This is a genomic window from Paenibacillus terrae (assembly GCF_000943545.1).
Classification (GTDB): Bacteria; Bacillota; Bacilli; order Paenibacillales; family Paenibacillaceae; genus Paenibacillus; species Paenibacillus terrae_A.
Map to the genome: position 1 here is coordinate 15,847 of NZ_JTHP01000026.1, position 24,595 is coordinate 40,441.

A 24,595-nucleotide genomic window follows, 5' to 3' on the forward strand; every position below is an offset into this window, starting at 1 on the left:
AGGCAGATGAATGGGAGGCCGTGGTCGTCAAAAGTTTACCGGGATTCCTACAATTCGTGGGAAATTTATCGTACTGACACTGGTGCTCACGGTCATTCCGATGGTGGTGCTGACCTTTACCTTTTACCGAATCGCGGCCCATTCACTTGGTGAGAAGTCGGAAACGCTGGCTATGCAGTCCCGGCAAATGAGTGAAAATTACGTCAATGCGACGCTTTCCGATTTGAACGATTTGACCAATGCCATTCTCGGCAATCCCGATGTGCAGGCCACCCTGGAGAACAAGCCGGAAGACGATTATGAATACTTACGGAACGATGAAACGCTCAGCATGGTCGTTCGGGCGCAAACCCAGACCAAGCCGTATATCACGTCCTTCCTCATGTATGCCGCCAATGGCGGGTCCAAGCATTCACTGTATCAAGGGAATGTTTCGGTCCGCTTTGGCGGCCTTCCTACATTAGAGGAAGCACGTGTTTACTATCATCGACTGCTCGCCGAGCAGCCCATGATGTGGATGGCCCACTCACCGTTCGAATCAGGACGAGGAATGGCGAATGATCGACTCTATGTCGGGAAGCTGCTTCGAAAAACGACTGGAGACTATGCACCGCTTGGATTTTTACTGCTGGAAATTGACAAGGCCAGCCTGTTCCGGGGGCTTGCCTTTCATGAAACGGACGGCAATACCCAAATGTGGGTGCTGGATCAGAAGGGCGAGCCTGTATACCGTTTGCCGGAGCAGGCGGTTGCGGACAAGTCGCTGCTGCGGCAGATTGCCAAATCCGCTGTGGACAAACCCATGCTTACGAAGGACTGGAGAATATGGAACGGTCGTCAGACCATGATTTCCTACGGCCCGTTGAATGAAGGACAATGGACACTGCTGCAAAAAGTCGATCAGTCCGTGCTGTTCGAGGATGCGCGGCAGATTGGTGCCTGGACCATCTGGACTTTTTTAATTGCACTGGTGTCGGGCTGGATGCTGTCTTATCGGCTGAGTGACACGATCCGTCGTCCGTTGCTTCAGTTGAGCCGATTAATGGCGGTGGATGGAAGCACGAGCGCCACAAGCTCAGCCAAAGGTTCCGAGGGACCTCCCCCTGTTATTTTTAATCCCAAGGATGAGGTGGGGCAGATCGGGGAGCGTTTTCTTCATATGATGCAAAAAAATCATGAGCTGTACGGGCAGGTCTATGAAGCATTACTGTCGCGCAAGCAGGCAGAGTTTCGTGCGCTTCAGGCACAGATTAATCCTCATTTTCTGTACAACACGCTGGAGTCGCTCAAGGGAATGGCGCTGGCAAATGGGCAACGGGATATGGCAGAGGTGATCGGGGCTTTTGGTAAATGCTTTCGCATCTCGCTAAGCTATGGCCTGGAGCAGATTAGCTTGGGGCAGGAAGTCGAGCATGTGAGCGCCTATGTGAAGGTGCAGCAGTTCAGATTTCGGGATTCGTTCGAGTGGATTTGCGAGGTGGAGGAAGATATTTGCGGGTTTTACGTACCCAAGCTTATACTCCAGCCGCTCGTTGAAAATGCCATTTACCACGGCTTAAAAGGGCGTACCGACCGTGGCTACATCATGTTGTCCGGTACAAAGGAAGGCGATGCGCTGCGATTAACGGTCAGTGACGATGGAGGCGGTATCGGAGCCGAGCGGCTGGACGATATTCGGAAGTCGCTGGATGCCGGGCGGGAAAGTGCCATTGGCTTTGGGCTGCGTAATGTACATGAGCGTCTTCGCCATTATGGCCCGCAATATGGACTGTCCGTGACGAGCGAGCCGGGAGCATACACCTCGGTTACCTTGCTGGCACCGATTCGAAACGAATAAGGAAGGGAGAGGATGGCATGTACCGGCTGCTGATTGTGGACGACGAATATCATATTCGGGAAGGACTGAAGCTGATGGTGGCGGAAAGCGGCCTGCCTGTGGAAGTCAGTGATGTGGCGGGTGACGGCGAAACGGCATTACGTTTGTATGCGGAGCGGCGACCGGACATAATTTTACTGGATATTAATTTGCCGGATATGAGCGGACTGGACATTGCAAAAATCATTCGGGAAAAGGATCAGCGTACACCTTTGCTATTCCTGACCGGGTACGAATCTGTGACGTACATTCGTCAGGCGGTTTCGCTTCAAGCGGTCGATTATTTGCTCAAGCCTGTGACCAGCGGGGATTTTGAAGCGGCCCTGCGGCGGGCCGAAGACCGTATTGTGCAGTTGAGAAGAAGCGAGGAGGAAGTCATTCACCGTCATCGTTCGTCGGAGCCGCTGTACAGGGAGCATTTGCTGCTGGATCTGTTACAGCAGCGGCGTCCCGCAGCCGAGGTTATTCGGGAGATGGACGGGCTGGAGCTTTCCGGCGAGACTTCCGGGCCTCCCTATACCGTGCTGTGTTGCGAGCTGGAAGAGCCGCAGCAGCAGGAAGCGGCCGCCACGAGCGAGCTGCACGGCTGCAAGGAGGGAAGCAGCAATGTATTCGCCGGACTGGCTTGGGAAGCTGCGGCAGCAACCGGGGCGAAGGCACACGGAGCGGCGGTTTCCCGGGATCGGCGTGTCGTGCTGCTGGCAGCAGCATCTTGCAGGACGACGGAGCGGACAGCACAGCATATCCGGCAGGCGGTACAGGAGCGGCTGAACCGTGCGGTGTCCATCGGGATTAGCCGGCCTGTAGGGCGGATGGAGCAGCTCCCCGAAGCATATGAGGAAGCTGTGCGGGCGGCAGAACATCGGGGCTGGGTCGGCTATAGCCAGATCATCCCCTATGAGAGCATTCAGGCGGCCGAGCCGAATAGCAGTCATTTGCTGGAGAAGGAGCTGCTGATGATTACGGAAATTCGGGCCGGAAATGATGCCGCTGTACATGCGATTTTACAGGAATGGTCGGGACAATTGGCAGGTTTGCCCGTCAAGCAGGTAAAAATGATCGTCACCCAGCTCGTTCTGTTCGTCATGCGGATCGTCCAAAGCGACGCATCCGTAGGCCAAACGTCCATGCAGGAGCAGGACCCGTTGCTGGAGCTGTCCCGATTGCGGCACGGTCCCGAGATGATCGACTATGTATCCCGCTATTTTGTGCGGGTGGGTCGCCATGTCCGAGAATCACGCGAGAAGGGCATTCCACGCAAATTCCAGCGGGCCAAGGAATGGATTCGGGAGCATCTTCAGGAGGATGGCGGGCTGAACCGTCTTGCAGAGTACATGAATATGAGCCCCAAATATTTGAGTGCCCGTTTCAAGCAGGTTACGGGAGAAAGCTTTGCCGACTATCAGACGCGTGTCCGCTTCGAACGTGCCCGCGAGCTGCTGCTGGACACGAATCGGAAGGTTGCTGAGGTGGCGGAGCTTGTGGGCTTTGCGGATACGAACTATTTTAGCATTGCCTTCAAAAAGCATACCGGACTGACCCCAACGGAGTTTCGTAAAACATTTTTGTAAACGCGCTGTTAAAAAAATCATACCAAAACAAAGAGAGTCTGGAGTCGTTGGGTAGTCGGCTCCGGGCTCTCGGCGCATAATAGGCTTGTAAGGAGAATCCAGTTCAGGAAGGGGCCGGTTGATTTGCTGAAACGAAGGTTACGGACATGGATGGCTCTCGTGATGACGGCGATTTTGACAGGGCTGACGGCTTGCAGTGGTAACGCTGGTGAACCGGTCAACCCTAATGCGGTCGAACTCAAGTTCATGTACTGGGGGAGCAATGACGAGAAGCAGGCAATGGAAAAAATGATCCAAAGCTTTAATGCATCCCACCCGGATATCCGAGTGAAGGGCGAGCATGTCCCGGGTGATTACACGACGAAGATTAACACGTTAATGGCCGCCAATCAGCTTCCCGATATCGCCTACCTCGGCGATTCGCTTACTATGAAATGGGCAAGTGAAGGCAGACTCCTGGATTTATCCTCCTATTATGATGAATATCCCGAATTAAAAAACAAGCTTAAATCCTCTTATCTCTACAGCGAGCCCGGCAAGTCTATCGGCAATTACACCGCCTTGGAAGTGATGCAGTTATTTTACAACAAGGAGCTGTTTGCAGAAGCAGGCGTACCCGTTCCTCCGGCTGATCCTAAAAAGGCCTGGACATGGGATGAATTTCTGGCAATCGCCAAAAAGCTGACCAAGGATCAGAACGGCAGGCATCCCGGTGACAGCAGCTTTGATCCGAAAAATATTGTGCAATACGGCTTTGCCTTCGGCAACGACCGCAGCTCCTGGGGACCGCTTCTGGCGAGCAACGGCGGAGCTTTGACCGACCAAACGGGCAAGAAGTACACACTGAATAGCCCCGAGTCGGTGGAGGTATTTCAGAAGCTACAGGATCTGGTTTTCAAAGAGCATGTATCTCCCGATTTGATCCAGCAGCAGGACATGCCATCCAATACGATCCGGCTTCAGACGAAAAAGGTTGCCATGGTGGTGGACGGAACCTGGTCGCTGCTCGATTTTTCGAACAACAAGCAGCTGCAATGGAGTATCGGCGTTCTGCCGAAGCTTAAAGAACCCAAAACGATGATCGTTGCGGGAGCCACTGTTATTTTCCAGAGCACCAAGCATCCGAAGGAAGCACTCGAATTTTATTTGTATCATAACAATCCGGAAAAGGTGGACTTGTTCAAATCCGGTCTGTGGATGCCTATCGAGGAAAAATATTATACCGATAAGCAAGCCATCCAATCATGGACAAATAATGCTGCACATCCGCCGGAATTTCAGCAGGCAGGCATCGAGTATGCCAGAGATTATGCGATCAAGCCGTCCACCTCTACCCTTCGCAATTGGCCTGATATCGGTTCCAAGCTGACCCCGGGGCTGGACCTGATCTGGACGAATAAAAAGACGCCGCAGCAGGCATTGGATGAACTGGAGCCTATTATTCAGCCGCTGCTCCAGGGAGTATATCCGGATGAATAAATCGGCAGCACAGCTGCGAAAGGAGATTGGCCCATGAAGCGGCAGCAATCAGGAATGATGCGCATGGAGCGTAACTGGGGTCTGTTGTTCGCGCTTCCTGCCATTCTGGGACTACTCATATTTACGATTGGCCCAATCGCTGCCTCATTCGTATTCAGCCTGACCGACTGGACCATTGGCGGACAGATGACCTTTATTGGCCTGGATAATTACCGGACGATTCTGACGGAGGACACTACCTTTTCCCAATCCATGTTCGTGACCACATATTACGCGCTGGGCAGCGTGCCTCTCGGGTTGGTGGCGGCGTTTATCATTGCGCTGCTATTAAATCAAAAGGTGAAGGGTTTATCGGTGTTCCGCACGATTTATTATTTACCTACCATTGTGCCGAGTATTGCCAACACGATGCTGTGGCTGTGGATGTTCAACCCGGATTTTGGTCTGTTGAATTCGCTGCTGGAGAGTGTTGGACTGCCGGGGAGCAAATGGATTTATGACGAGAGCACTGCGATACCCTCACTGATTATGATGAGCACCTGGGGTATCGGGAACACGGTCATTATCTTTTTGGCAGGGCTTCAGTCCGTTCCCACCCATCTGTATGAAGCGGCTGAGGTGGACGGCGGCCATATGTGGCACAAATTTTTTCATATTACGATTCCTTCGATGACACCGACCATTTTCTTCAATTTGGTCATGTCTTTGATCAGTACCTTTCAGGCATTTAATCAGGCGTATGTCATGACGAACGGGGGGCCTAACAATTCGACCCTGTTCTATGTATTCTACTTGTGGCGCACGGCCTTTACGGAGACCAAAATCGGCTATGCGTCGGCGCTGGCCTGGATCTTATTTTTCGTCATTATGGTGCTGACCGTCCTGATTTTCTCCACGTCCAAAAAGTGGGTTCACTATGAAGGGGGGGAACGTTCATGAATCAAGTCGCTTCTTCTGTCAACAATTCACCAACACCGAAACAACCGCATCCACAGCCTGAACGCTCCCGTAGTCCCGCCACCACCACCCGAGCCAAGCCGCTCAAAATCAGTCGTGTTCTGCTATATGTCGTTTTAATCATGGGCAGTATCTTGATGCTGTTGCCATTTGTATGGCTCATTCGCAGTTCTCTGATGGGCACATCACAAATTTTCGTGTTCCCGCCAGAGTGGATACCGTCTCCTTTTCAATGGAGCAATTACCCGGAAGCGCTGACTTCTGTACCGTTCGGCAGGTATTTTATGAATACGTTCATGATTGAGGTATGTGTGCTGGCAGGAGTGATGATGACCTCAATTGTATCGGCGTTTACCTTTGCCCGCCTGCGCTGGCCCGGACGTAATCTGATTTTTTCACTGCTGATCGGTTCGATGATGCTGCCTTACGCAGTGACGCTGATTCCAACCTTCGTTATGTGGCGTGAGCTGGGTGGGCTGAATACATTCCTGCCGCTGATTGTTCCCGCATGGTTCGGTGGAGGGGCGTTTAACATCTTTTTGATGCGACAATTCATGCTGACCATTCCACGTGATCTGGACGAAGCGGCATATATGGACGGGGGCACACCTCTGACCGTACTATGGCGCGTCATTATTCCATTGTCTTCGCCCGCGTTGATTGTGATCGGGATATTTACTTTTATTGATGTGTGGAATGACTTTTTAGGCCCGATTATTTATTTGAGCGATGAAAAGCATTTTACGCTGGCGCTGGGCTTGGCGACTTTCCGGGGGCTGAACAACACAAATTGGCCTTATCTGATGGCGGCTTCCAGCACGATTTTGGCTCCCATTGTCCTGATTTTCTTTATCGGACAACGCTATTTTATTGAGGGCATCACATTGACAGGCATCAAAGGCTAGAAGGAATTGAAACTACAATTCAGGAGGCGGCTGTAGCTTTGGAAAAGCAAATCGGTTCGGCAAAGTGGGTACAGGGTGTTCCGGGCAGATTGGCCCGATTGCGGTCGGAGTTTTCGGCGCTGGGTATAGATGCGCTGCTCATTACACACGGACCCAATCGGCGCTATATGTCGGGGTTTACAGGCTCGGCAGGGATCGTGCTTATTACGGAGGAAGATGCTTTTCTGGTGACGGATTTCCGTTACATGATGCAGGCAACGGATCAGGCACCGGAATATTCGGTCATTCGGCATGAGGCACAAATTTTCCAGACGGTGGCTGATCTGATAGACAAATTGGGGGTTCACAGGCTGGGGTTGGAGAGCCGTCATCTCTCACTTCAGCAATCGAATCAGCTTTCAGCCGTGCTGGGTTCGCTGGAATATGTGCAAACAGAGGATGTGATTGAACGGCTACGCGATGTGAAGGACGATGAGGAAATTCGCACGATCAGCGAAGCGGCGCGTATCACCGATGCCGCTTTTGCGGAGGTGCTGAATTACATTCAGCCAGGGGTTACAGAGCGGCGGATTGCGGCGGAGCTGGAATATCGGCTGCGGCTGGCTGGCGCGGAATCGGGTGGTTTTGCATTTATTGTCGCTTCGGGTGAGCGTTCAGCGCTGCCGCACGGACTGGCCAGTGACAAGGAAATTGGTCAGAACGAGTTCGTCACGATGGATTTTGGCGCAAATGTGCGCGGCTATTTGTCCGATATCACGCGTACGGTTTTCGTCGGCAAACCGTCAGAACGTCATGAGGAACTGTATGCCATTGTGCTGGAAGCGAACATGAAGACGATTGCAGGACTTCGCCCCGGAATAAGCGGCAGTGAGGGGGACAGTCTGGGGCGGGATGTGATTGCCTCATACGGCTATGGGGAACATTTTGGTCACGGATTGGGCCACGGTTTTGGTCTGGAAATTCATGAGCAGGTACGCCTGTCCCGCGAAAGTAAGTCGGTGCTCGTACCGGGCCATGTCATTACCGTGGAACCAGGCATTTATATCCCCGGCTTCGGCGGGGTTCGTATTGAGGATGATGTGCTGATCACAGAAGATGGTGTAAAGGTACTGACCTCTTCGCCAAAAGAGCTGCTTTTATTGTGAGCATTTTGCATACATCCCAAGAGCGTTTTCAAATCAGCAATATTATATTGATCGAAACGGTTTAGTTCGTCTATATATTGTACTTTCGAGCGTTGGGAATCAAATGATGCAAAATGCTGTAAGAACATGTCTGTCTGCCAGTCATCCAAAAACGATATGGAGGGATCGCATGAACATGCAAAAAAGACGCACGAAAATATGGCTGACCGCGCTAGCGGCTTCTCTCATCGTTGTTTTGACCCCAGCCATTCCGGGTCAACAGGCTTATGCCGAGGCGGAATCGGATGCAAAAGTCATCGACATCTTTAGCCGGACGGTGAACGATTACGGTATAGACCTGGTCGATTGGCAAGGATATCTTGCGAACCCGTATGTGAAGCTAAAAGTAAAGCCGCCTGCGGACGCCGCTTTTCCAGTGACGGTTACGCTGAATGCGCAGGGCACGTCCCGGCTGATGATGGATTTGCCAAGTACGTTGTCGGCCCAAGGCGCAAGCAAGACCTTAACCTTTAACAACGCGCAGGAGGAAAAAGAATTCCGACTAGCCATCCATCCCGACCGGATCGGAGGAAACGGCGAAATAGAGCATTATACGCTCTCTATGTCCATTGCCGGACATGATGGGCAGACGAAGGTCCAGTCCATTCCGATTCGGGTGTTGGATCAGGACGACAATGAAGAGCCAAAAGTACCCATACATTTTGACTACCGCTTCGATACGATTATGCCCTATTTCAAAGATGCTTCTACCAGAAAAGCCGCAGAGCTGGCGGTGAAGGACTGGTTCTATTACTTTGATCTGGATTCCTTCGACGAGGTTCCTGCCAATGCGGAGGTAAACCATCTGCCGGGAGACGACTGGCAAAATGAAATACAGGTGACGAATGATAAGCCCTATAAGGGCATGTGGGTGTTTATGAGAGGTCTGAATGGACCTTATTCTACAGGCTTTCCAGCCGATAACGGCAATTATCATACACGCAATGGTGTGACTGTGCCGGGGAACTTAAACCGTTCCTACAGTCTGATTCTGGATTTTTATGATGATGCAATTCCATTCACATCGGTGGACGATGAAGAATGGTATCAATCCGATCTCTCCAAGGTAACTGATGTGCATGGGTTGATCATGCATGAATTTGGTCATGCGATTGTGTTCAGCGACACGTTCCCGGGCGTCAAAGCACTGAAGGAAGCGGCAGGAATTGACCCGGACATTATGGCCTATCAACACAGAGCGGCCGCGTTGGACGACAGCTATCATCTCTCTGGGGAGCTTGCGGAGGTTGACAGACTGAGCGGACAAAACGGTGGCTGGCGGCATATGTTCCCGACCCGGCGCTGGATGAACACGAAGCTTTCGCTGCTGGTAGCGGAAAAGGCAGGCTGGCCGCTGCGTAAGAATCTGACTCCTTTCATTGCGCCGGAAATCATTACGAAGGAACTGCCTGAACCCGCCAAAGGAAAGGCGTACACGGCCAAGCTGGAGGCAAAAGGAGGCGTACCGTTTTACGACTGGACTGTGACAGGCGGTGAACTGCCCGCAGGCTTGAAGTTGGATCGCTTCACAGGAACGATCAGCGGGACAGCAGACAGCGGAGCAGAGAAGAAGACATATACGTTCACCGTACAGCTACGGGATTATGACGAGCTGAGCAAGCCTGTGACCCAAAGCTTTACGCTCAAGCTGTAACTGAAAATAATCCATCGTGGCTGCCACGGATTTTAAAGTGAACTTGCAAGGGTGGAGATTCGGGGACAAAGTCGGCTTGATTATGATGCGTATGATTATGATGTACTCGGGCTTGAGTGGTCGGAGGGAGGGGAAATGAATGAAACACGATGCGGCAGATCTGGTCGTTGTAGGTGGCGGGATCATCGGGGTAGCTATCGCTTATTATGCGGCAAAATCCGGTTTGAAGGTTGTGCTGGCTGAGCGAGGGGAGATTGCTGGAGGCACTTCGTCCCGTTGTGATGGAAATATTTTAGCGATCGACAAGGAGCCGGGATTTGACAGCCGAATGTCGCTGGTATCACAGGAGCTGGTGGCAGAGCTGGCTAGAGAACTGGAGGATGAGTTCGAGTATCGTGCGCCGGGCAGTATTTTGGTCTGTGAAAATGATCAGGAGATGCAGGCGGCAGAGCAGTGGGTGGCCCGTCAGCAGCAGGAGGGACTTCCGTTTCGCATGCTGGATCAGCAGGATCTGCAGGAGGAATGGCCGCATTTGGCTAAAGATTTGCCGGGCGGGCTGGAATGTGCGACAGATTCAACCGTGAATCCGGTGCTGATGACGTATGCACTGGCCGGGGCCGCACGTCGGATGGGAGCCAGATTACTGCCGCGTACGCCGATACAGTCCGTCCTCAAGGACGAAGGGGGGAACGTCCGGGGAGTGGAGACGCCTCATGGTGTTATCCACGCTGGAGCGGTGGTGCTGGCGGCAGGCGTATGGACACGCAGCATCGGTCAATCACTCGGTCTTCATCTTCCGATTAAGCCGCGCAAAGGACATATTCTGGTGTCTGCCCGGATGCCCTCGATCGGGAACCGGAAGGTGATGGAGTTCGGGTATCTGATGAGCAAGTTTGGCGGGCAGCGGAGTGTGGATGAGGTGTATGAAAAATATGGTGTAGCACTGGTATTCGAGCCGACCGCATCGCAAAATATCCTGATCGGCAGTAGCCGTCAGTTTGTCGGTATGGATACAGGTGTGGATCAGCAGGTGATCCGGTTAATCGCCCGCAGAGCGATTCGCTTTTTTCCAGACTTGGTAAACGTGCCGCTGATGAGGGCATATACCGGATTGCGGCCATGGACGCCTGATCACTTGCCGATTGTATCGGCGGTGAACGAAATACCAGGGCTGTTTATCGCCTCGGGCCATGAAGGAGACGGTATTAGCCTCGCGGCAGTTACGGGGAAGCTGGTGACCGAAATGGTACGCGGCGAATCGACTTGCATTCCGGTAGAGCCCTTGCGGTATGACCGATTTGGGGAAGCTTTTAGCAGCAATCAGCTTTATGGGGAGGTAACCGGATGAGTGTACCAGGCAAAATTACGACGATTGATACCCACACGGGAGGAAATCCGACGCGGACAGTCATTCACGGTGCGCCCAAGCTGGTGGGTCATACGATGCTGGAAAAGATGACGTATATGGCAGAGCATCATGATGATTTTCGTCGTCTGCTGATGTTCGAGCCGCGCGGGCATGAGGTCATGTCGGGTTGTATTTTAACAGAATCCTGCCATCCGGGTGCCGATATCGGTGTGGTCTTCGTGGAGACAGGCGGCTACTTGCCGATGTGCGGCCACGATACGATTGGCGTATGCACGGCGCTGATGGAAGGCGGATTGATTGCTGCGGACAAAAAAACGATTTTGCTGGATACCCCAGCAGGCCCGGTTCAAGTGCTGCTGGATGTAGACGAGGGAAAAGTGCGACAGGTGACGTTCACGAACATTCCTTCTTTTGTTTACCGTCGGGAGGTAGAGGTGGATGTCGAGGGGATCGGTCTAGTCACGCTGGATATTGCGTATGGAGGTAACTTTTACGGCATTATTGAGGCGGCTTCCATCGGTCTTGCGCTGGAGCAGAGCAATGGGGCAGAGATTGTACGAACGGCGGTGCGGATTCGGGAGGCGGTGAATGCTGTGATTGAGGTGGTGCATCCTGAAAATCCGGTCATCCAGGGACTGACGCATATTGAATTTTACGGGGAACCTGTGGCTTCGCAGGCCGATTGCCGCAATGTAGTCGTCATTCCGCCGGGAGGCATCGACCGTTCACCTTGTGGCACAGGAACCTCGGCCAAGGTAGCGGTGCTACACGCCAATGGAAAGCTGGGCTTGCATGAGTCATTTGTACACGAAAGCATCACAGGCTCCATGTTTCGGGCTGAAATTGTGGGGGAAACACAGGTAGGCCCTTATTCGGCAGTGATTCCGCAAATTACAGGCTCGGCTTGGGTGACGGGACATCATCAATTTGTGGTTGATCCAGAGGACCCGCTCAGAGCAGGATTTTTACTTATGTGAGCATTTTGCATCAATTCAAAGAGCGGCTTTCCATCAGCAGCACATAGATCGGAATGATTCTATCCGTCTATATATTGTACCCGCGAGCGACTGGAATCGAAGGATGCAACATACTGGATATCAAAATAAAGATGGGAAAGGGTTGGTGAGCATATGGCACGTTTTGAAGGTGTATATGTGGCGTTGGTTACACCGTTCACGGCAGAGCTGGAGGTCGATTACAAACGTCTGACCGAGCTGTGCGAGCATCTGATTGCAAACGGCATTAGCGGACTGGTTCCTACGGGATCACTGGGAGAATATGCAGCTTTGTCCGCGGAGGAACGGTCGCAGGTTGTGCATACGGTAATTGACGCTGCGGCGGGGCGGGTCCCGGTCGTTGTCGGCTCGGCGGCTCCATCCACCAGGCAGGCGGTGCATTGGGTACAGCATGCAAAGGATGCCGGAGCAGCTGGCGTCATGGCGCTGCCGCCCATTAATTACAATCCGCTGCCTCATGAGGTAACGGCCCACTATGAAGCATTGTCGGAGGTAGGCTTGCCCATCATCGCATACAATAATCCCCATGATTACAAGGTCGATATGACCCCGGATATCCTTGCGGACTTGTCGCGCATTGAAAATATCGTAGCGGTTAAGGAATTTTCAGGTGATGTACGACGTATTCACGCTATTTTGGAAAATACAGAGCTGGAGGTCATGGTGGGGGTAGATAATCTGGCTATGGAGGGGGCGTTATTCGGCGCGACAGGCTGGATTTCGGGGGTACCTAATGCGTTACCCAAGGAAGGGGTAGAGCTGTTCCAGCTTGCACAGGCGGGAAATATAGCGGAAGCTTCCGCTTTGTATCGCAGGCTGCTACCGTTGTTCCGCTATGATGCCAGCCCGCAACTCGTACAGTCCATTAAATACATGATGGAGCTGGCCGGATTTCCGGTCGGCCCGACACGCCCGCCCAGACTTGCGCTGCCACAGGCGGATTACGACCGCATTCGCGAAGCTTTTGAGGTGGCGGTTCGTCCGAGCGGGGTTTCATCCTGAATGGAGGTGAAGACGATGGAGAGCAGAAATTGGATCGGCGGTGAGTGGCTAAGTCCTTCCGGCGAAGAAATGGTGGTTCGCAATCCTTCCGCGCTGAAAGAGGAGGTGGGTGTCGTCCATTTTTCAGATACGGGCGATATTACACAGGCCGGGGAGGCGGCACGGCTTGCACAGGCGGGATGGTCGGCATTAAGTCCGGCAGCGCGGGGAGCTTATTTGTTCAAAGCAGCCGGGTTGCTGGAGGCGAGCGTGTCCGAATTGGCTGAGCTGGCCAGCCGTGAGATGGGCAAGCCGATTACAGAGCTGCGCGGAGAGGTCATGCGAGGCGTGCATCTGCTCCGATACTACGCGGCAGAGGGCGTACGTTCCATAGGTACGGTTATCCCTTCGAATGAGCCGGGAGTGCTCCAGTACACGAAGCGTATTCCGCTGGGCGTAACGGCTGTCATTACGCCGTGGAATTTTCCGGTAGCCATTCCGCTCTGGAAAATCGCCCCCGCACTCTTGTGCGGAAACACGGTCATCTGGAAGCCTGCCGAAAGTGCTTCATTAACCGCGGTACGGGTGGCAGAACTGTTCGAGGCTGTACAGCTTCCACCGGGGGTATTGAACCTTGTCGTCGGGCAGGGCAGTCGCATTGGCGATGCCCTGCTGGAGCATCCGGCATTGGATGCGGTCAGCTTCACGGGTTCTACCACTACAGGTTTGGGCATTGCCGAGCGGTGCGCGCGCCGTAACATCAAGTACCAGACTGAGATGGGCGGTAAAAATGCCGCTATTGTGCTAAAGGATGCAGATATAGCGCAGGCGGTAGCGATGATTGCCAGCGGAGCCTTCCGATCAGCCGGGCAAAAATGTACGGCAACCAGCCGGGTGATCGTGGAACGGTCTGTCTATGAAACGTTTACGGAAGCCTTGCGCCAAGCGGTGGAAAAAATTCAGATCGCCCCGGCGCTGGACCCCGGCGCGTATCTCGGACCTGTGGCATCCGCAGGTCAGTACGAGAAGGTCATGTCCTATGTCGCGCTGGCCCGTCGGGAAGCAGATATTTTGGCCGAGGGCGGAGCCGCCGCCGGGACAGATAACGGGTATTATGTGCGTCCGCTGGTGGCAGCCGGGCTGGATTCGTCACATCCGTTGATTCAGGAGGAGATTTTTGGCCCCGTGATCGGTGTCATGCAGGCGGACGACTTCGAGGATGCGATTCGACTGTGCAATGATTCTGTTTACGGGTTGAGCGCCTCGCTGTTCACCCGCGATTTGCGGCTCGCCCATCGGTTTCTGGATGAAGCGGACGCCGGAATGGTACGGGTTAATCAGGAAACGGCTGGTGTCGAATATCAGGCCCCGTTCGGCGGTTTGAAGCGATCCAGCTCACATACCCGGGAACAGGGGCAGGCGGCGCTGGATTTTTATTCAGCCATTAAAACCTGTGCGATCAGCTATGAATAAGCGGGCGGCGGACCAGAGCGAGACGGTTGGGGCGTCAGGTCATTTGCTCGTATGTCGCTGCGAAGAAGTGAGTATGGCGCAGTTGGAGCAGGCCTGCCGCATGGGAGTGGATACGGTGCGCCAGCTTAAAATGGCTACGCGAGTCACGATGGGGGCGTGTCAGGGCAGGGTATGCCGACAATTGGTCGAGTCGTGGTTTTACAGTCAGTATCCCGCTGCCCGCCGGGAGGCAGAGTTGTTATCACAAAGGCCCCCGGTGCGTCCTGTAACGTTCGGTCAGTTGGCAGAGGGAGGATCCCTATGAATCGTGCGCGTATTGTGAACCATCCTATTTTGGGGCCGAAGCCAGAGCGGCGACAGGTGTCTTTCGTTTTCGACGGCCGCCCCATGCAGGGCTTGGCCGGAGAGCCACTCGCGGCTGCGCTGCTGGCAAGTGGTGTCCGTTTGCTGAGAAGGAATGAGGAATCCGGCACAGCCAGAGGCATATATTGCGCCATTGGGCATTGTAACGAATGCCGCCTGACGGTTCATCCGCTCGGTACCGTCCGTTCCTGTCTGACCAAGCTGGAGGAAGGTATGGTGGTGGAAACCGGACGGCAGCTTTCGAATGAAATCACAGGGAGAATTGTGACATGAATAAAATGGCGCATCTCATCGTCATTGGCGCGGGTCCCGCCGGATTGTCCGCAGCGGCATCGGCCGCTGAGCAAGGGTTGCCAGTCACCGTACTGGATGAATTTACGGAGCCGGGTGGACGTATGCCCGGACAGTATCATGAGGAAGGCAGCAAAGGCTGGTGGGTCGGAAAACACGTTTCGGATGAACTGGTTACCCGTTGCGTGGAGCTTGGGGTGGACATCCGCTGCGGCGTATCTGTGCATGGCATGGAGTATACCCAAACGTGGGAAATTTCCACCTCCTGTGGATTGTTCACTGCCGATTATGTATTGCTGGCGACCGGGGCCGCCGAAATTCCCGTTCCGCTAGACGGTTGGACGCTGCCGGGCGTAATGTCCATCGGGGCCGCGCAGGTGATGACCAACGTTCATTATGTAAAGCCGGGAGAACGCGGCATCATTGTAGGCATGAACGTACTGTCCATGGCGATTGCCCGGGAGTTATCCGTCGCCGGGGTGAAGGTGGCGGCGATTACACTGCCGTGCGCCAATCCGCTGGCTGGTACGGCGGCAGATCCGACAGCCTCCGCCAAGCTGCTGCTACAGCTGTCGGGATTGGCTCCCGCCGCCTGGATGCGTGCAGGCGGCAAGCTGGCAGCAGCGATGCGGATGGAGGGTCTCATCGCGCGCTGCTATCCCCACAGAGGTTTCCGTCTGTGGGATATCCCGATCCGTTTGCGGACGGCAGTGCTGTCCGTCAACGGGCAGGACCGGGTCGAATCTGTGACCCTGGTCCACGTTAAACCGGACGGCTCGCCTATTCCCGGCAGCGAGCGCGTCGAACCCGCCGACTTCGTGGCGCTGAGCGGCGGATTGTATCCGCTCGCCGAGCTGGCGGCGGTAGCGGGGTGCAAATTCGTGTACAGCCCCGAACTGGGCGGGCATGTTCCACGGCATGGTGAGCGAATGGAAACCTCGCTCAAGGGGCTGTACGTTGCCGGAAATATTACCGGCATCGAAAGCGGGCTGGTCGCCATGGCCCAAGGCCGATTAGCCGCCGCCTCCATGATCCATGCCGCTGGCCTTAGCGGAGCCGACGGGGAACAACGGATACAGGAGGCGATCCGTGAGGTCCATTTTACACGGAAAAACGCTCTGATCCAGTTTCATCCCGGCATTACAGAGGCGAGAACGCAGCTGTACCAGCAGTGGGGGCAAACCACTGGCAGCGGGGCTTAACGGCTGGCTGTACTAGATACGCGCTTTCTTTTTTACATCCCCAATTCGCCTTAAAGGAGGAACGGAAAATGACGCTCAAAGCAAAAGCCCATATGAAAGCAAGACCGTTCGCACTGAACGAGGTGGTGTTGGCTGAAGGTCCCTTCAAACAGGCGATGGAGTTGAACCGATCCTATCTGCTGGAGCTTCAACCCGATCGTCTGTTGGCGCGTTTTCGGGAATATGCCGGACTTGCGCCCAAAGCGCCTCAATATGAAGGCTGGGAAGCCATGTCTATTTCCGGTCATACACTGGGACACTATTTGTCCGCTTGCTCTATGATGCATGCTTCGACGGGCGACGACCGTTTTAAAGAAATCGCACATTATATTACGGATGAGCTGGACGTTTGCCAAGAAGCGCATGGTGACGGGTATGTATCCGGCATTCCGGGGGGAAAGGAACTTTTTGAAGAGGTGTCTGCCGGAAATATTCGTTCGAAGGGCTTTGACCTGAATGGTGCCTGGGCTCCCCTGTATACATTGCATAAGTTGTTTGCTGGTTTGCGTGATGCATATCATTTGACAGGCTGTGACAAGGCATTGGCAGTAGAGCGCAAGCTGGCGGACTGGCTCGGGGGAATTTTGAAGCCGATGAATGATGAGCAGATGCAGCAAATGATGTTTTGTGAATATGGAGGCATGAACGAGGTATTGGCGGATTTGTACGCGGATACAGGAGAAGAGAGCTACCTGCGGCTGGCTGAGTGCTTCTGGCACAAGCTGGTGCTGGACCCGCTTAGCTCGCAGGAGGATTGTTTACAGGGGATTCACGCCAATACGCAAATTCCGAAGCTGATCGGGCTTGCCAAGGAATATGAGCTGACGAATGATACGAAGCGCCGGGCGACGGTGGAGTTTTTTTGGGATCGGGTGGTGGATCATCATTCGTATGTCATTGGCGGCAACAGCTTTGGAGAATATTTTGGAGCGCCCGGTGGTTTAAATGATCGCATCGGGCCGCATACGACAGAGACGTGCAACACCTATAATATGCTCAAGCTGACCAACCATCTGTTTCAGTGGAATGTATCCGCCAAGGAGGCAGATTTTTATGAGCGGGGTTTGTTTAATCATATTTTGGCCTCTCAGGACCCGGTTCATGGGGGTGTAACGTATTTTCTGTCGCTGGCCATGGGTGGACACAAGCATTTTGAAAGCAAGTTTGATGATTTTACATGCTGCGTTGGGACAGGGATGGAAAACCATGCGAGCTACGGTAGCGGTATTTATTTTCACGATCACGATAAGCTGTATGTCAATCAGTTCATTGCTTCCACGCTGGAATGGAAAGACACAGGCGTTACGCTAAAACAAAGCACGTCCTATCCGGATACCGATCATACGACGCTGGAAATTCAATGTGATCAACCTGCCAAATTTATGCTGCTGTTACGCTATCCTTATTGGGCTGAAAAAGGGATCACCATCCGCGTAAATGGCAAGGAACAAGCGGTCGTATCGGAACCGGGCAGCTTCGTCTCTATCGCCAGAACGTGGATTGACGGCGATGTTGTAGAGGTGACGATTCCGATGTCGCTGAGACTGGAGCAGATGCCGGATAACCCTGACCGGGCGGCTGTTATGTATGGACCGCTGGTACTGGCAGGGGACCTCGGTCCCATAGATGATCCCAAGGCTAAGGATTTCCTGTACACACCGGTATTCATTCCCAAAACGGATGGGCTGGATGCCTGGATACAACCCGTGGAGGGCAAAACGAACACATTTCGCACTTTGGATGCAGGCCACCCCCGGGATGTGGAATTGTCTCCTTTGTATAAAATGCATGACCGCACCTATTCCGTATATTGGGACATCTTTACACCGGAAGCGTGGCAGGAGGCAGAAAAGGAATACACGGCTGCGCGTGAAAAACTGGCTATTCTGGAGCAGTGTACGATCGATTTCGCCCAACCTGGAGAAATGCAGCCGGAGCGGGATCATAACTTCCAGGGAGATGCTTCGACTCGTACCGGATATGTGAACAACCGACCTTACCGGAATGTGGGCATTGACGGCTGGTTTTCTTTTGATCTGAATACAGATCCGGCTGCTCCGATGCTGTTGGTCATCACCTATACAGCTACGCTGGAAATGCCAAACTGCGGTTTTGATATTTTGATTAACGGTCATCCGCTTGAAAATTTTAGTGATGGCTTTGATGAATCCGACAAGTTTTATAACGTAAATGCCGCCATTCCGGCTGCATATCTGGAGGGCAAGGATAAGGCGACAGTAACCTTCAAAGCCAAGCCGGGGCAGCGTATCCGCCGATTGTTTGGGCTTAGAATGGTTAACCAGGACGTGTATGAGCAGCTATATCAGGATGGCAGTTCAGGTGTGCATGAATGATATTTGAGATGTTTCGTGAGAAAAAAGTAACGTTTGATTTTTAGTCAGTTATGATTTATGATGTAAGAAATATTGGATGATGCTGGAACAATCATTAGGGTATGAACTGATATATTCATCGTTTTTTGCGCGTGAAGCACACGGGCTGTTTCTTCCTTACAGGGGGGAGGCAGCCCTTTTTTGTTGAGATTTTTTGGGAAATGTAACTACTTGAAGGAGTTAGCTTCCTGATATTAGGGAAATAAAACTTTGGTCAATGTAGTCTGGCTTTTTTAGAATGCTTTATATTAGAAGTTTTTCTTATAGATTTTGTGATAGGGAAACCATATAATATATAAGTTGTATCCAGTATTTTCCGAAAGTGGGGATGCGATAAATTCGTGGTCTTTGGGCTGATATACATAGTTCATAGTTCATAGTTCATAGTTTAAGCAGACAAAGGGGATAGAGAGATGAGTATGAAAAAATGGATGTTGAGTTTGACCGCAGTCACGTTGCTATGGGGAGCAACCAGTACAATTCCAACGACGGAAGCAGCAAGTAGCTCCAAACCGATTGAAGTATTATTGAATGCGAAAAAAATACAGTTTCCGGACGCTAAACCATTTCAGGATGATAACGATTATGTGATGGTTCCCATTCGTTTTGTATCCGAAGCGCTGGGGGCTAAAGTAGGCTGGGAGAAAAATGGCGGTCAGTTGGCCGTGTCGATTAAGAATGACGCGCATGTGGTCAACATGACGGTGGGACAGAACACGGCTACCGTGGATGGACAGACTAAAACATATGAGACGAAGATTATTCTCAAGCAGAACCGTACTTTTGTACCGCTGCGGCTAGTAAGTGAAGGCTTGGGTCAGACGGTGGAATGGGACAAGGTCAGCCGCTGGGTTTGGATTGGGAAGAAGGATATTGCCGCGCTGGAGGATACGGGGCATCAGGCAGTGAGTATTGAGCCGTATAAGAAGGCTATTAACACTATACCGAACCTCATCGATGATGTTGCAGGTAAGCCATACGACAAAGTATTGATCTTCAAGCAATCTGTTTTGCCTATTAAGCTACTGAACGATATTTATTCTGTTGAACCTTACACGGCTCCTAGCGGCGTACCATATCTCCAAATAAGGGTAAAAACGAAGTCTACAGCAGGCAGCATTTTTTTCATTACCAAATACAATGATACCCGTCTTCGCACTCCTTTTAGAGCAATGACAAAAGATAATGGGGATGGTACAAAGATGATCTATTACCCAATTTATTCGTCTGGAGACGAGCTCTTTCAAGGCATAAAAAATTACAAATCTTTTAAACTCCAAGACATTGAATATATTGCATTCGGATTAGCGTCAAGGGAGTATATTCCGATAATGGTCAACCCATGGAAAGGTAATTAAGCGCATGAAGAAGGCACAATGCATTCTGGCCGTATTGCTGGTGGGGGTACTGCTACTGTTGCAGCTCCCACCTTTTTCTTTTCTCACAAATAAGGCGGTAGCCGATACGGAAATTACACCGTTGTCCTACTTTGCAGACAAGAATGACCGTTACTTTGTCGGCATGATGTACTTCGACATGTGGAAGAATACCGCGGGGAAATGGGTTACAGACGGCGGCAAGGAACCTTATAAGAACATGCAGGGTGAAGCCACATTCACCTATAAATTTAGTTTTCCGGGTCGTAAAATCAAGGCAGTTACAGCAAGCCTGTATACGAAAAATGACAATGAGAATCACCCGGAATACTTTAGAGAATCCCGTTCTGATAACTACGAACAGTATGCCTACTCGATGAGTAAAGGCACAGATTATGATAAGGATGTTCGTCCTTTCCAGAAACAGGGGCTTGGTACGGACACCACGATTATTCCGATTACAGTAAACATAAGGTTGAATCCAGAAGTACGAGCTGAAAACATCAAAGAAGAGTCATGCCCGAACTGCGCAAAAGAAGTAGAAGCCTGGCGTATCTACCAGCCCATCCTCTTCAAAATCGAACTGGACAGCAGTCTAATCGTCAAGCATTTTACTACTGATAAAAAATCTCTTAACAACGTATTTACACCAATAGAAGATGAACTGGAACCTGATCAATCGTATGATTTCACCCCACCAACCGATCCCAGATATGAGTATGTTGGCTACAAAAAAAGCACTACGGGTAAACCGCCCATCGGAGACATTTTGCCGGGAAATGTACCCGGATTTACTTATAACGGCTCCTTCAAGCAGTTTACAGCTTACTTATATTATAAGGAGCTAGAGACGATAGAGCAGCCCCCGACAGGAGTCGCCTGCACTCGACCTACGCCTAGCGGTAGCCAGTCGGACAAATACCTCGACCCAATGGCTTCAGGTGTTATTAAAGCCGATCAGCGAGGCGCGTCACGTTTTGATGTAGCCAAGGGTATTCCAACTTCTGAAAGCCTGTACGGAAATGTGCTGGCCCGGAATTACCTGTTTCAGAATACGTTCCAACAGATGAAGGGCGAATGCACCTACAACGTCAAGCTGAAGCGCACTTATGATCTGGAATGGGAAGATATCAACGATACCCGGCACATGAAGGTCGTGGAGTATTACAAATACGAAATTGTAAAACCTTACTCCTACTGGGCGATCGACAACCTTGAGGTGTATGGTATCAAGAACGCACAGCTACGCAACTATGCACTGCCGGGAGGTAGTATTACGATTCCACCACGGAATTACACGCCGCCGTCTGTAGAATCAGCGACCAACGGAAAATACTATCCGGCTCCTTCTCCGGGCATCATCGATGGGGGTTCACTTTATATTTATGGCGGCAAGAGTATGCCTAAGGTGCCCAATGAACAAAGGTCACTGGAGCCTGTGGCCCAGAAGGCTACACCAGACGTGGAGGTGGAGAACGATACCGTGAAATTCAACGGTCAAACGATCATGGACCACCAGCGTGTCAAGGAAAAGGGCCCGACTCCTGGCAAAATCCCTGAACCCGTAAAAATCGGGCCGGATACCCTCTACAGCCCGGGCCATGTGATTGAAAAGCACAAGACAAATAAGCCCGATACGCCTAGTAGCGGTGATATCACCTATACCATTCTCAAAGGAAATATCAATGGCGGTGCAGATAAGATTTTGCCGATTCAAGGGATCAATACCGTGACTGTCCACACGCCCGTGGTGAATCTTTCAAGTGTGTCAGACGATGCGGCCCACAACCAGAAAACCCAACCGACGAAAGGTCGATCGGCGCTTATTCTGGAACGTCCTTTCTGCGTGACGATTTCAACGGCGGGCCCGCATCTGAATATTCCCGGTTATGGTGATCGGGAGTATGCCAAATATGTGCGAACCAAGCAGGTGCGATTTCCGTTCGATGTGTACGACAAGGGGAAAACTCAATTCTATCCGCATGGAACCTGGATTGACATTCCGGTAAGGCAACTGGACACAGACTTCTATTTGCCCGTATGGGTGGATGAAGGGAATTATACCGTCGAGTTTCGGACTATTGCGGAAAACGCACCGGACGGGTTCACTGAGCAGCGTCATGCCAATACGGATATCGCGCATCATGTCGCCAATGATGTGGTAGAGATCGAGGTCATCGGACGGATGTATGATTTTCATATCACGGATATTGCCGACTACCATTGGGAGCGGGTGTTCCGACAGCGCAAAGGAAGCCCGGTGCATAGCGGACTGTCCTATTGGACGGGACTAGGGAACATCGACGGATTGCCAAGGGGGAATCAGGAGCCGTTTACCTTGCCTGTCCGCCCTGGCAGTCATCCGCATGGAGGATACCAAAATGTGGCGATCAAGACAGGCTACCATTTCAAGTTTGATCTCAAAACCAAAGGGAATATGTTCAGCGCCAAGGATGGTATCCGCATCACGCCATCATTCTATTGGGTGAGCAAGGATGGTCGTCAGCGAGAAGAGGTAGAGCTGTATACACATGCGGGAAGCCGCAAGTTCATCCGTTTGGGATCGGCGGAGGATCGGGAGAAGCGATATGTCATTTTAAATGAGCGGCTGCGCAATGTACCGACGGAGGAAATGCAGGATACAGCAGCCTACCAATACAAGCATGAGCTGAGCGAAGCACAGCGGAGCCAGTCGACGCTGGAACGCTATGTTTCCCTCTATGCCCAGCGTATCACGCGCAGCAAGACGTGGATCGGCCGTTACGATTGGCTGGTGCTGCCTGCTGCGGTCCGTACCTTGATCGGTCCGAAGACGGACCTGCCGGATGGAGTCGATGTCGACCGTGCCAATGCGTCGATTCAGCGCTGGTATGGCGAATATAGCCTGCCTGCTGATGTATACGTGGTTCCTAAAGGGACTGATTTACGTGAAGAAAGCCGTCGCCGGGAGCTAAACGAGCATGCGAGCATATTTAAGAAAACGGGCTACATCATTGTTAACTTCAATTTGGAGTCGCTCCGTCAGGGGGATACCGAGCGTCCACATTTGCAGTATATTAACGGCCCGCTGCTGAACCAGTGGCAACTGGAAGGCTACCGGAGAGAAGTAAAAGACCCGTACGGGCAACCCTTTCATTTGCAGGATGGGGATGCAGTGTTTTACCATGCAGACCAGTCCAGCCGGGATGATTTCAGCTCCTTTGTTCCACATTAAGAACCCAAAAGAAGCTCACATGATGGGAGATGCTTTTCATCCTTCGGTGAGCTTCTTCTATGCAGGCTGAACTAAAAAAATGTACATGTAAAAGGAGTAGGCGGAATGGTGCTGTACAAGCGAAGCGGTCGCTTTAAAAGCGAGTTTCTTTTGCAAAGTGGATGGAGATGGGACGGGGATCATTTTGCTGGATTTAACCGGGTCTTTGCCCATGCCCTTCATGCGGTATAATAGACCGATACATCTGTGGGCTTTTTTCCTGCGGAGAACACAAGAACGGATGAATAAGGGAACAATATAACGAAAGGAGTGACGATGATGGATGAAAAGGATTGCCTGATGTTGTGCTACATTGCAGAAGAACATAGTCTGAAACGTGCCGCCGAGCGTTTGTATATTACACAGCCCGCCTTGACCTACCGTTTGAACCAATTGGAAAAGGAGTTCGGGGTGCCGATTATCGTACGCGGGAACAGAGGAACGAAGCTGACCATGGAAGGAGAACGACTGGCTGAATATGCCAAACGAAATTTGAGAGAATTGACCGAATTAAAAGAAGCCGTTATTCACCTGAGAGGTGAGGTAAAAGGAACACTTCGTTTGGGAATTTCAAGCTACTACGGGCATTATCGGCTGCCGCCGATCTTAAAGAGCTTCAAGGATATTTATCCTGACGTGCAATTTTCGGTTACCTGCGGACTCAGTGCAGAAATCTATGAAATGCTTCGCGGGGATGAAATTCATCTGGGTGTCATTCGCAATGATTACCCTTGGTCTGAGGGGAAGCATCTTCTTTCTGAGGAGCATATTTGCGTGATCTCCAAAGAAGCTGTAGAGCTTGGACAATTGCCGGAGCTTCCGCTCATTCGTTATAAGGACCCGGGCAAACCGCAGCTTTCCGGTCACATGTATTCCTCGTTTAACGAATCGGTGCAGGCGTGGTGGAGTGAGATGTTGGGCAGGCCGCCGCGGGTTTCTATGGAGGTGGACAGCTACGAAACCTGTAAGGAAATGGTCCGACACGGACTGGGATATTCCATCGTACCCGAAATTTTTGTCTCTCCAAAGGATGAATTGTATGCATTTAATTTGATTCGCAAGAATGGGGAGCCTGTGCTGCGTCGAACATGGATGTTGTATAAAAATAAATCCAGCCACCTTATGGCAGTGGAAAGATTTGTAGAATGGATGCTCCAGTCTTGACCTGATGAAGGCAGCGAATATACGTAATTATTGGCGAATAATGGCGTAT

19 protein-coding genes are annotated in these 24,595 nt (G+C 51.9%); all 19 read left to right on the forward strand.

Annotated elements, in window-relative coordinates; all coding sequences use genetic code 11:
* Window positions 1-10: 10 nt before the first annotated feature.
* Window positions 11-1,837, forward strand: a complete 1,827-nt coding sequence (locus QD47_RS14025; RefSeq protein WP_044646717.1) for a cache domain-containing sensor histidine kinase — start codon at window positions 11-13, stop codon at window positions 1,835-1,837.
* A gap of 17 nt (window positions 1,838-1,854) precedes the next feature.
* Entirely contained in the window at window positions 1,855-3,447 is a 1,593-nt protein-coding gene (locus tag QD47_RS14030; RefSeq protein WP_044646718.1) for a helix-turn-helix domain-containing protein, read from the forward strand.
* A 123-nt stretch (window positions 3,448-3,570) separates the two neighbouring features.
* On the forward strand, window positions 3,571-4,926 hold the full coding sequence (locus QD47_RS14035) for an ABC transporter substrate-binding protein (protein WP_235332266.1): 1,356 nt from the start codon (window positions 3,571-3,573) through the stop codon (window positions 4,924-4,926).
* Window positions 4,927-4,959: 33 nt separating this feature from the next.
* Window positions 4,960-5,865, forward strand: coding sequence for a carbohydrate ABC transporter permease (locus QD47_RS14040; RefSeq protein ID WP_044646720.1), 906 nt, complete (start codon window positions 4,960-4,962; stop codon window positions 5,863-5,865).
* Window positions 5,862-6,788, forward strand: coding sequence for a carbohydrate ABC transporter permease (locus tag QD47_RS14045; RefSeq protein WP_044646721.1), 927 nt, complete (start codon window positions 5,862-5,864; stop codon window positions 6,786-6,788). Before QD47_RS14040 ends, QD47_RS14045 begins: the two co-directional genes overlap by 4 nt.
* Before the next feature lie 38 nt (window positions 6,789-6,826).
* A complete protein-coding gene (locus QD47_RS14050; RefSeq protein ID WP_044646722.1) occupies window positions 6,827-7,933 on the forward strand; it encodes a M24 family metallopeptidase in 1,107 nt (368 codons plus the stop codon).
* A gap of 169 nt (window positions 7,934-8,102) precedes the next feature.
* A complete protein-coding gene (locus QD47_RS14055; RefSeq protein WP_044646723.1) occupies window positions 8,103-9,626 on the forward strand; it encodes an Ig domain-containing protein in 1,524 nt (507 codons plus the stop codon).
* 139 nt (window positions 9,627-9,765) lie between these two features.
* The gene (locus QD47_RS14060; RefSeq protein ID WP_044646724.1) at window positions 9,766-10,974 is read left to right on the forward strand and encodes an NAD(P)/FAD-dependent oxidoreductase; all 1,209 of its coding nucleotides are present in this window, start codon (window positions 9,766-9,768) and stop codon (window positions 10,972-10,974) included.
* A complete protein-coding gene (locus QD47_RS14065) occupies window positions 10,971-11,972 on the forward strand; it encodes a proline racemase family protein (RefSeq protein ID WP_044646725.1) in 1,002 nt (333 codons plus the stop codon). Before QD47_RS14060 ends, QD47_RS14065 begins: the two co-directional genes overlap by 4 nt.
* A 153-nt stretch (window positions 11,973-12,125) precedes the next feature.
* Window positions 12,126-13,013: a dihydrodipicolinate synthase family protein gene (locus QD47_RS14070; protein WP_044646726.1), complete on the forward strand. Its 888-nt coding sequence runs from the start codon at window positions 12,126-12,128 to the stop codon at window positions 13,011-13,013.
* A 15-nt stretch (window positions 13,014-13,028) separates the two neighbouring features.
* Window positions 13,029-14,465, forward strand: coding sequence for an aldehyde dehydrogenase family protein (locus QD47_RS14075; protein ID WP_044646727.1), 1,437 nt, complete (start codon window positions 13,029-13,031; stop codon window positions 14,463-14,465).
* A complete protein-coding gene (locus QD47_RS14080; RefSeq protein ID WP_044646728.1) occupies window positions 14,458-14,769 on the forward strand; it encodes a (2Fe-2S)-binding protein in 312 nt (103 codons plus the stop codon). Before QD47_RS14075 ends, QD47_RS14080 begins: the two co-directional genes overlap by 8 nt.
* Window positions 14,766-15,101 (forward strand): (2Fe-2S)-binding protein, encoded by a 336-nt coding sequence (locus QD47_RS14085; RefSeq protein ID WP_044646729.1) that lies wholly within the window; start codon window positions 14,766-14,768, stop codon window positions 15,099-15,101. Before QD47_RS14080 ends, QD47_RS14085 begins: the two co-directional genes overlap by 4 nt.
* On the forward strand, window positions 15,098-16,321 hold the full coding sequence (locus tag QD47_RS14090; RefSeq protein WP_082067185.1) for an NAD(P)/FAD-dependent oxidoreductase: 1,224 nt from the start codon (window positions 15,098-15,100) through the stop codon (window positions 16,319-16,321). The genes QD47_RS14085 and QD47_RS14090 overlap by 4 nt, the downstream gene beginning before the upstream one ends.
* Window positions 16,322-16,389: 68 nt before the next feature.
* Window positions 16,390-18,714, forward strand: coding sequence for a glycoside hydrolase family 127 protein (locus QD47_RS14095; protein WP_082067186.1), 2,325 nt, complete (start codon window positions 16,390-16,392; stop codon window positions 18,712-18,714).
* 452 nt (window positions 18,715-19,166) lie between these two features.
* Entirely contained in the window at window positions 19,167-20,111 is a 945-nt protein-coding gene (locus QD47_RS14100) for a copper amine oxidase N-terminal domain-containing protein (protein WP_044646730.1), read from the forward strand.
* 4 nt (window positions 20,112-20,115) lie between these two features.
* Complete coding sequence (locus QD47_RS14105) at window positions 20,116-23,343, forward strand: DUF5704 domain-containing protein (protein WP_044646731.1); 3,228 nt, start codon at window positions 20,116-20,118, stop codon at window positions 23,341-23,343.
* 105 nt (window positions 23,344-23,448) lie between these two features.
* Window positions 23,449-23,574: a hypothetical protein gene (locus QD47_RS33730; RefSeq protein WP_268794246.1), complete on the forward strand. Its 126-nt coding sequence runs from the start codon at window positions 23,449-23,451 to the stop codon at window positions 23,572-23,574.
* 84 nt (window positions 23,575-23,658) lie between these two features.
* Window positions 23,659-24,546, forward strand: coding sequence for a LysR family transcriptional regulator (locus tag QD47_RS14110; RefSeq protein WP_082067187.1), 888 nt, complete (start codon window positions 23,659-23,661; stop codon window positions 24,544-24,546).
* The last annotated feature ends 49 nt before the right edge of the window (window positions 24,547-24,595 follow it).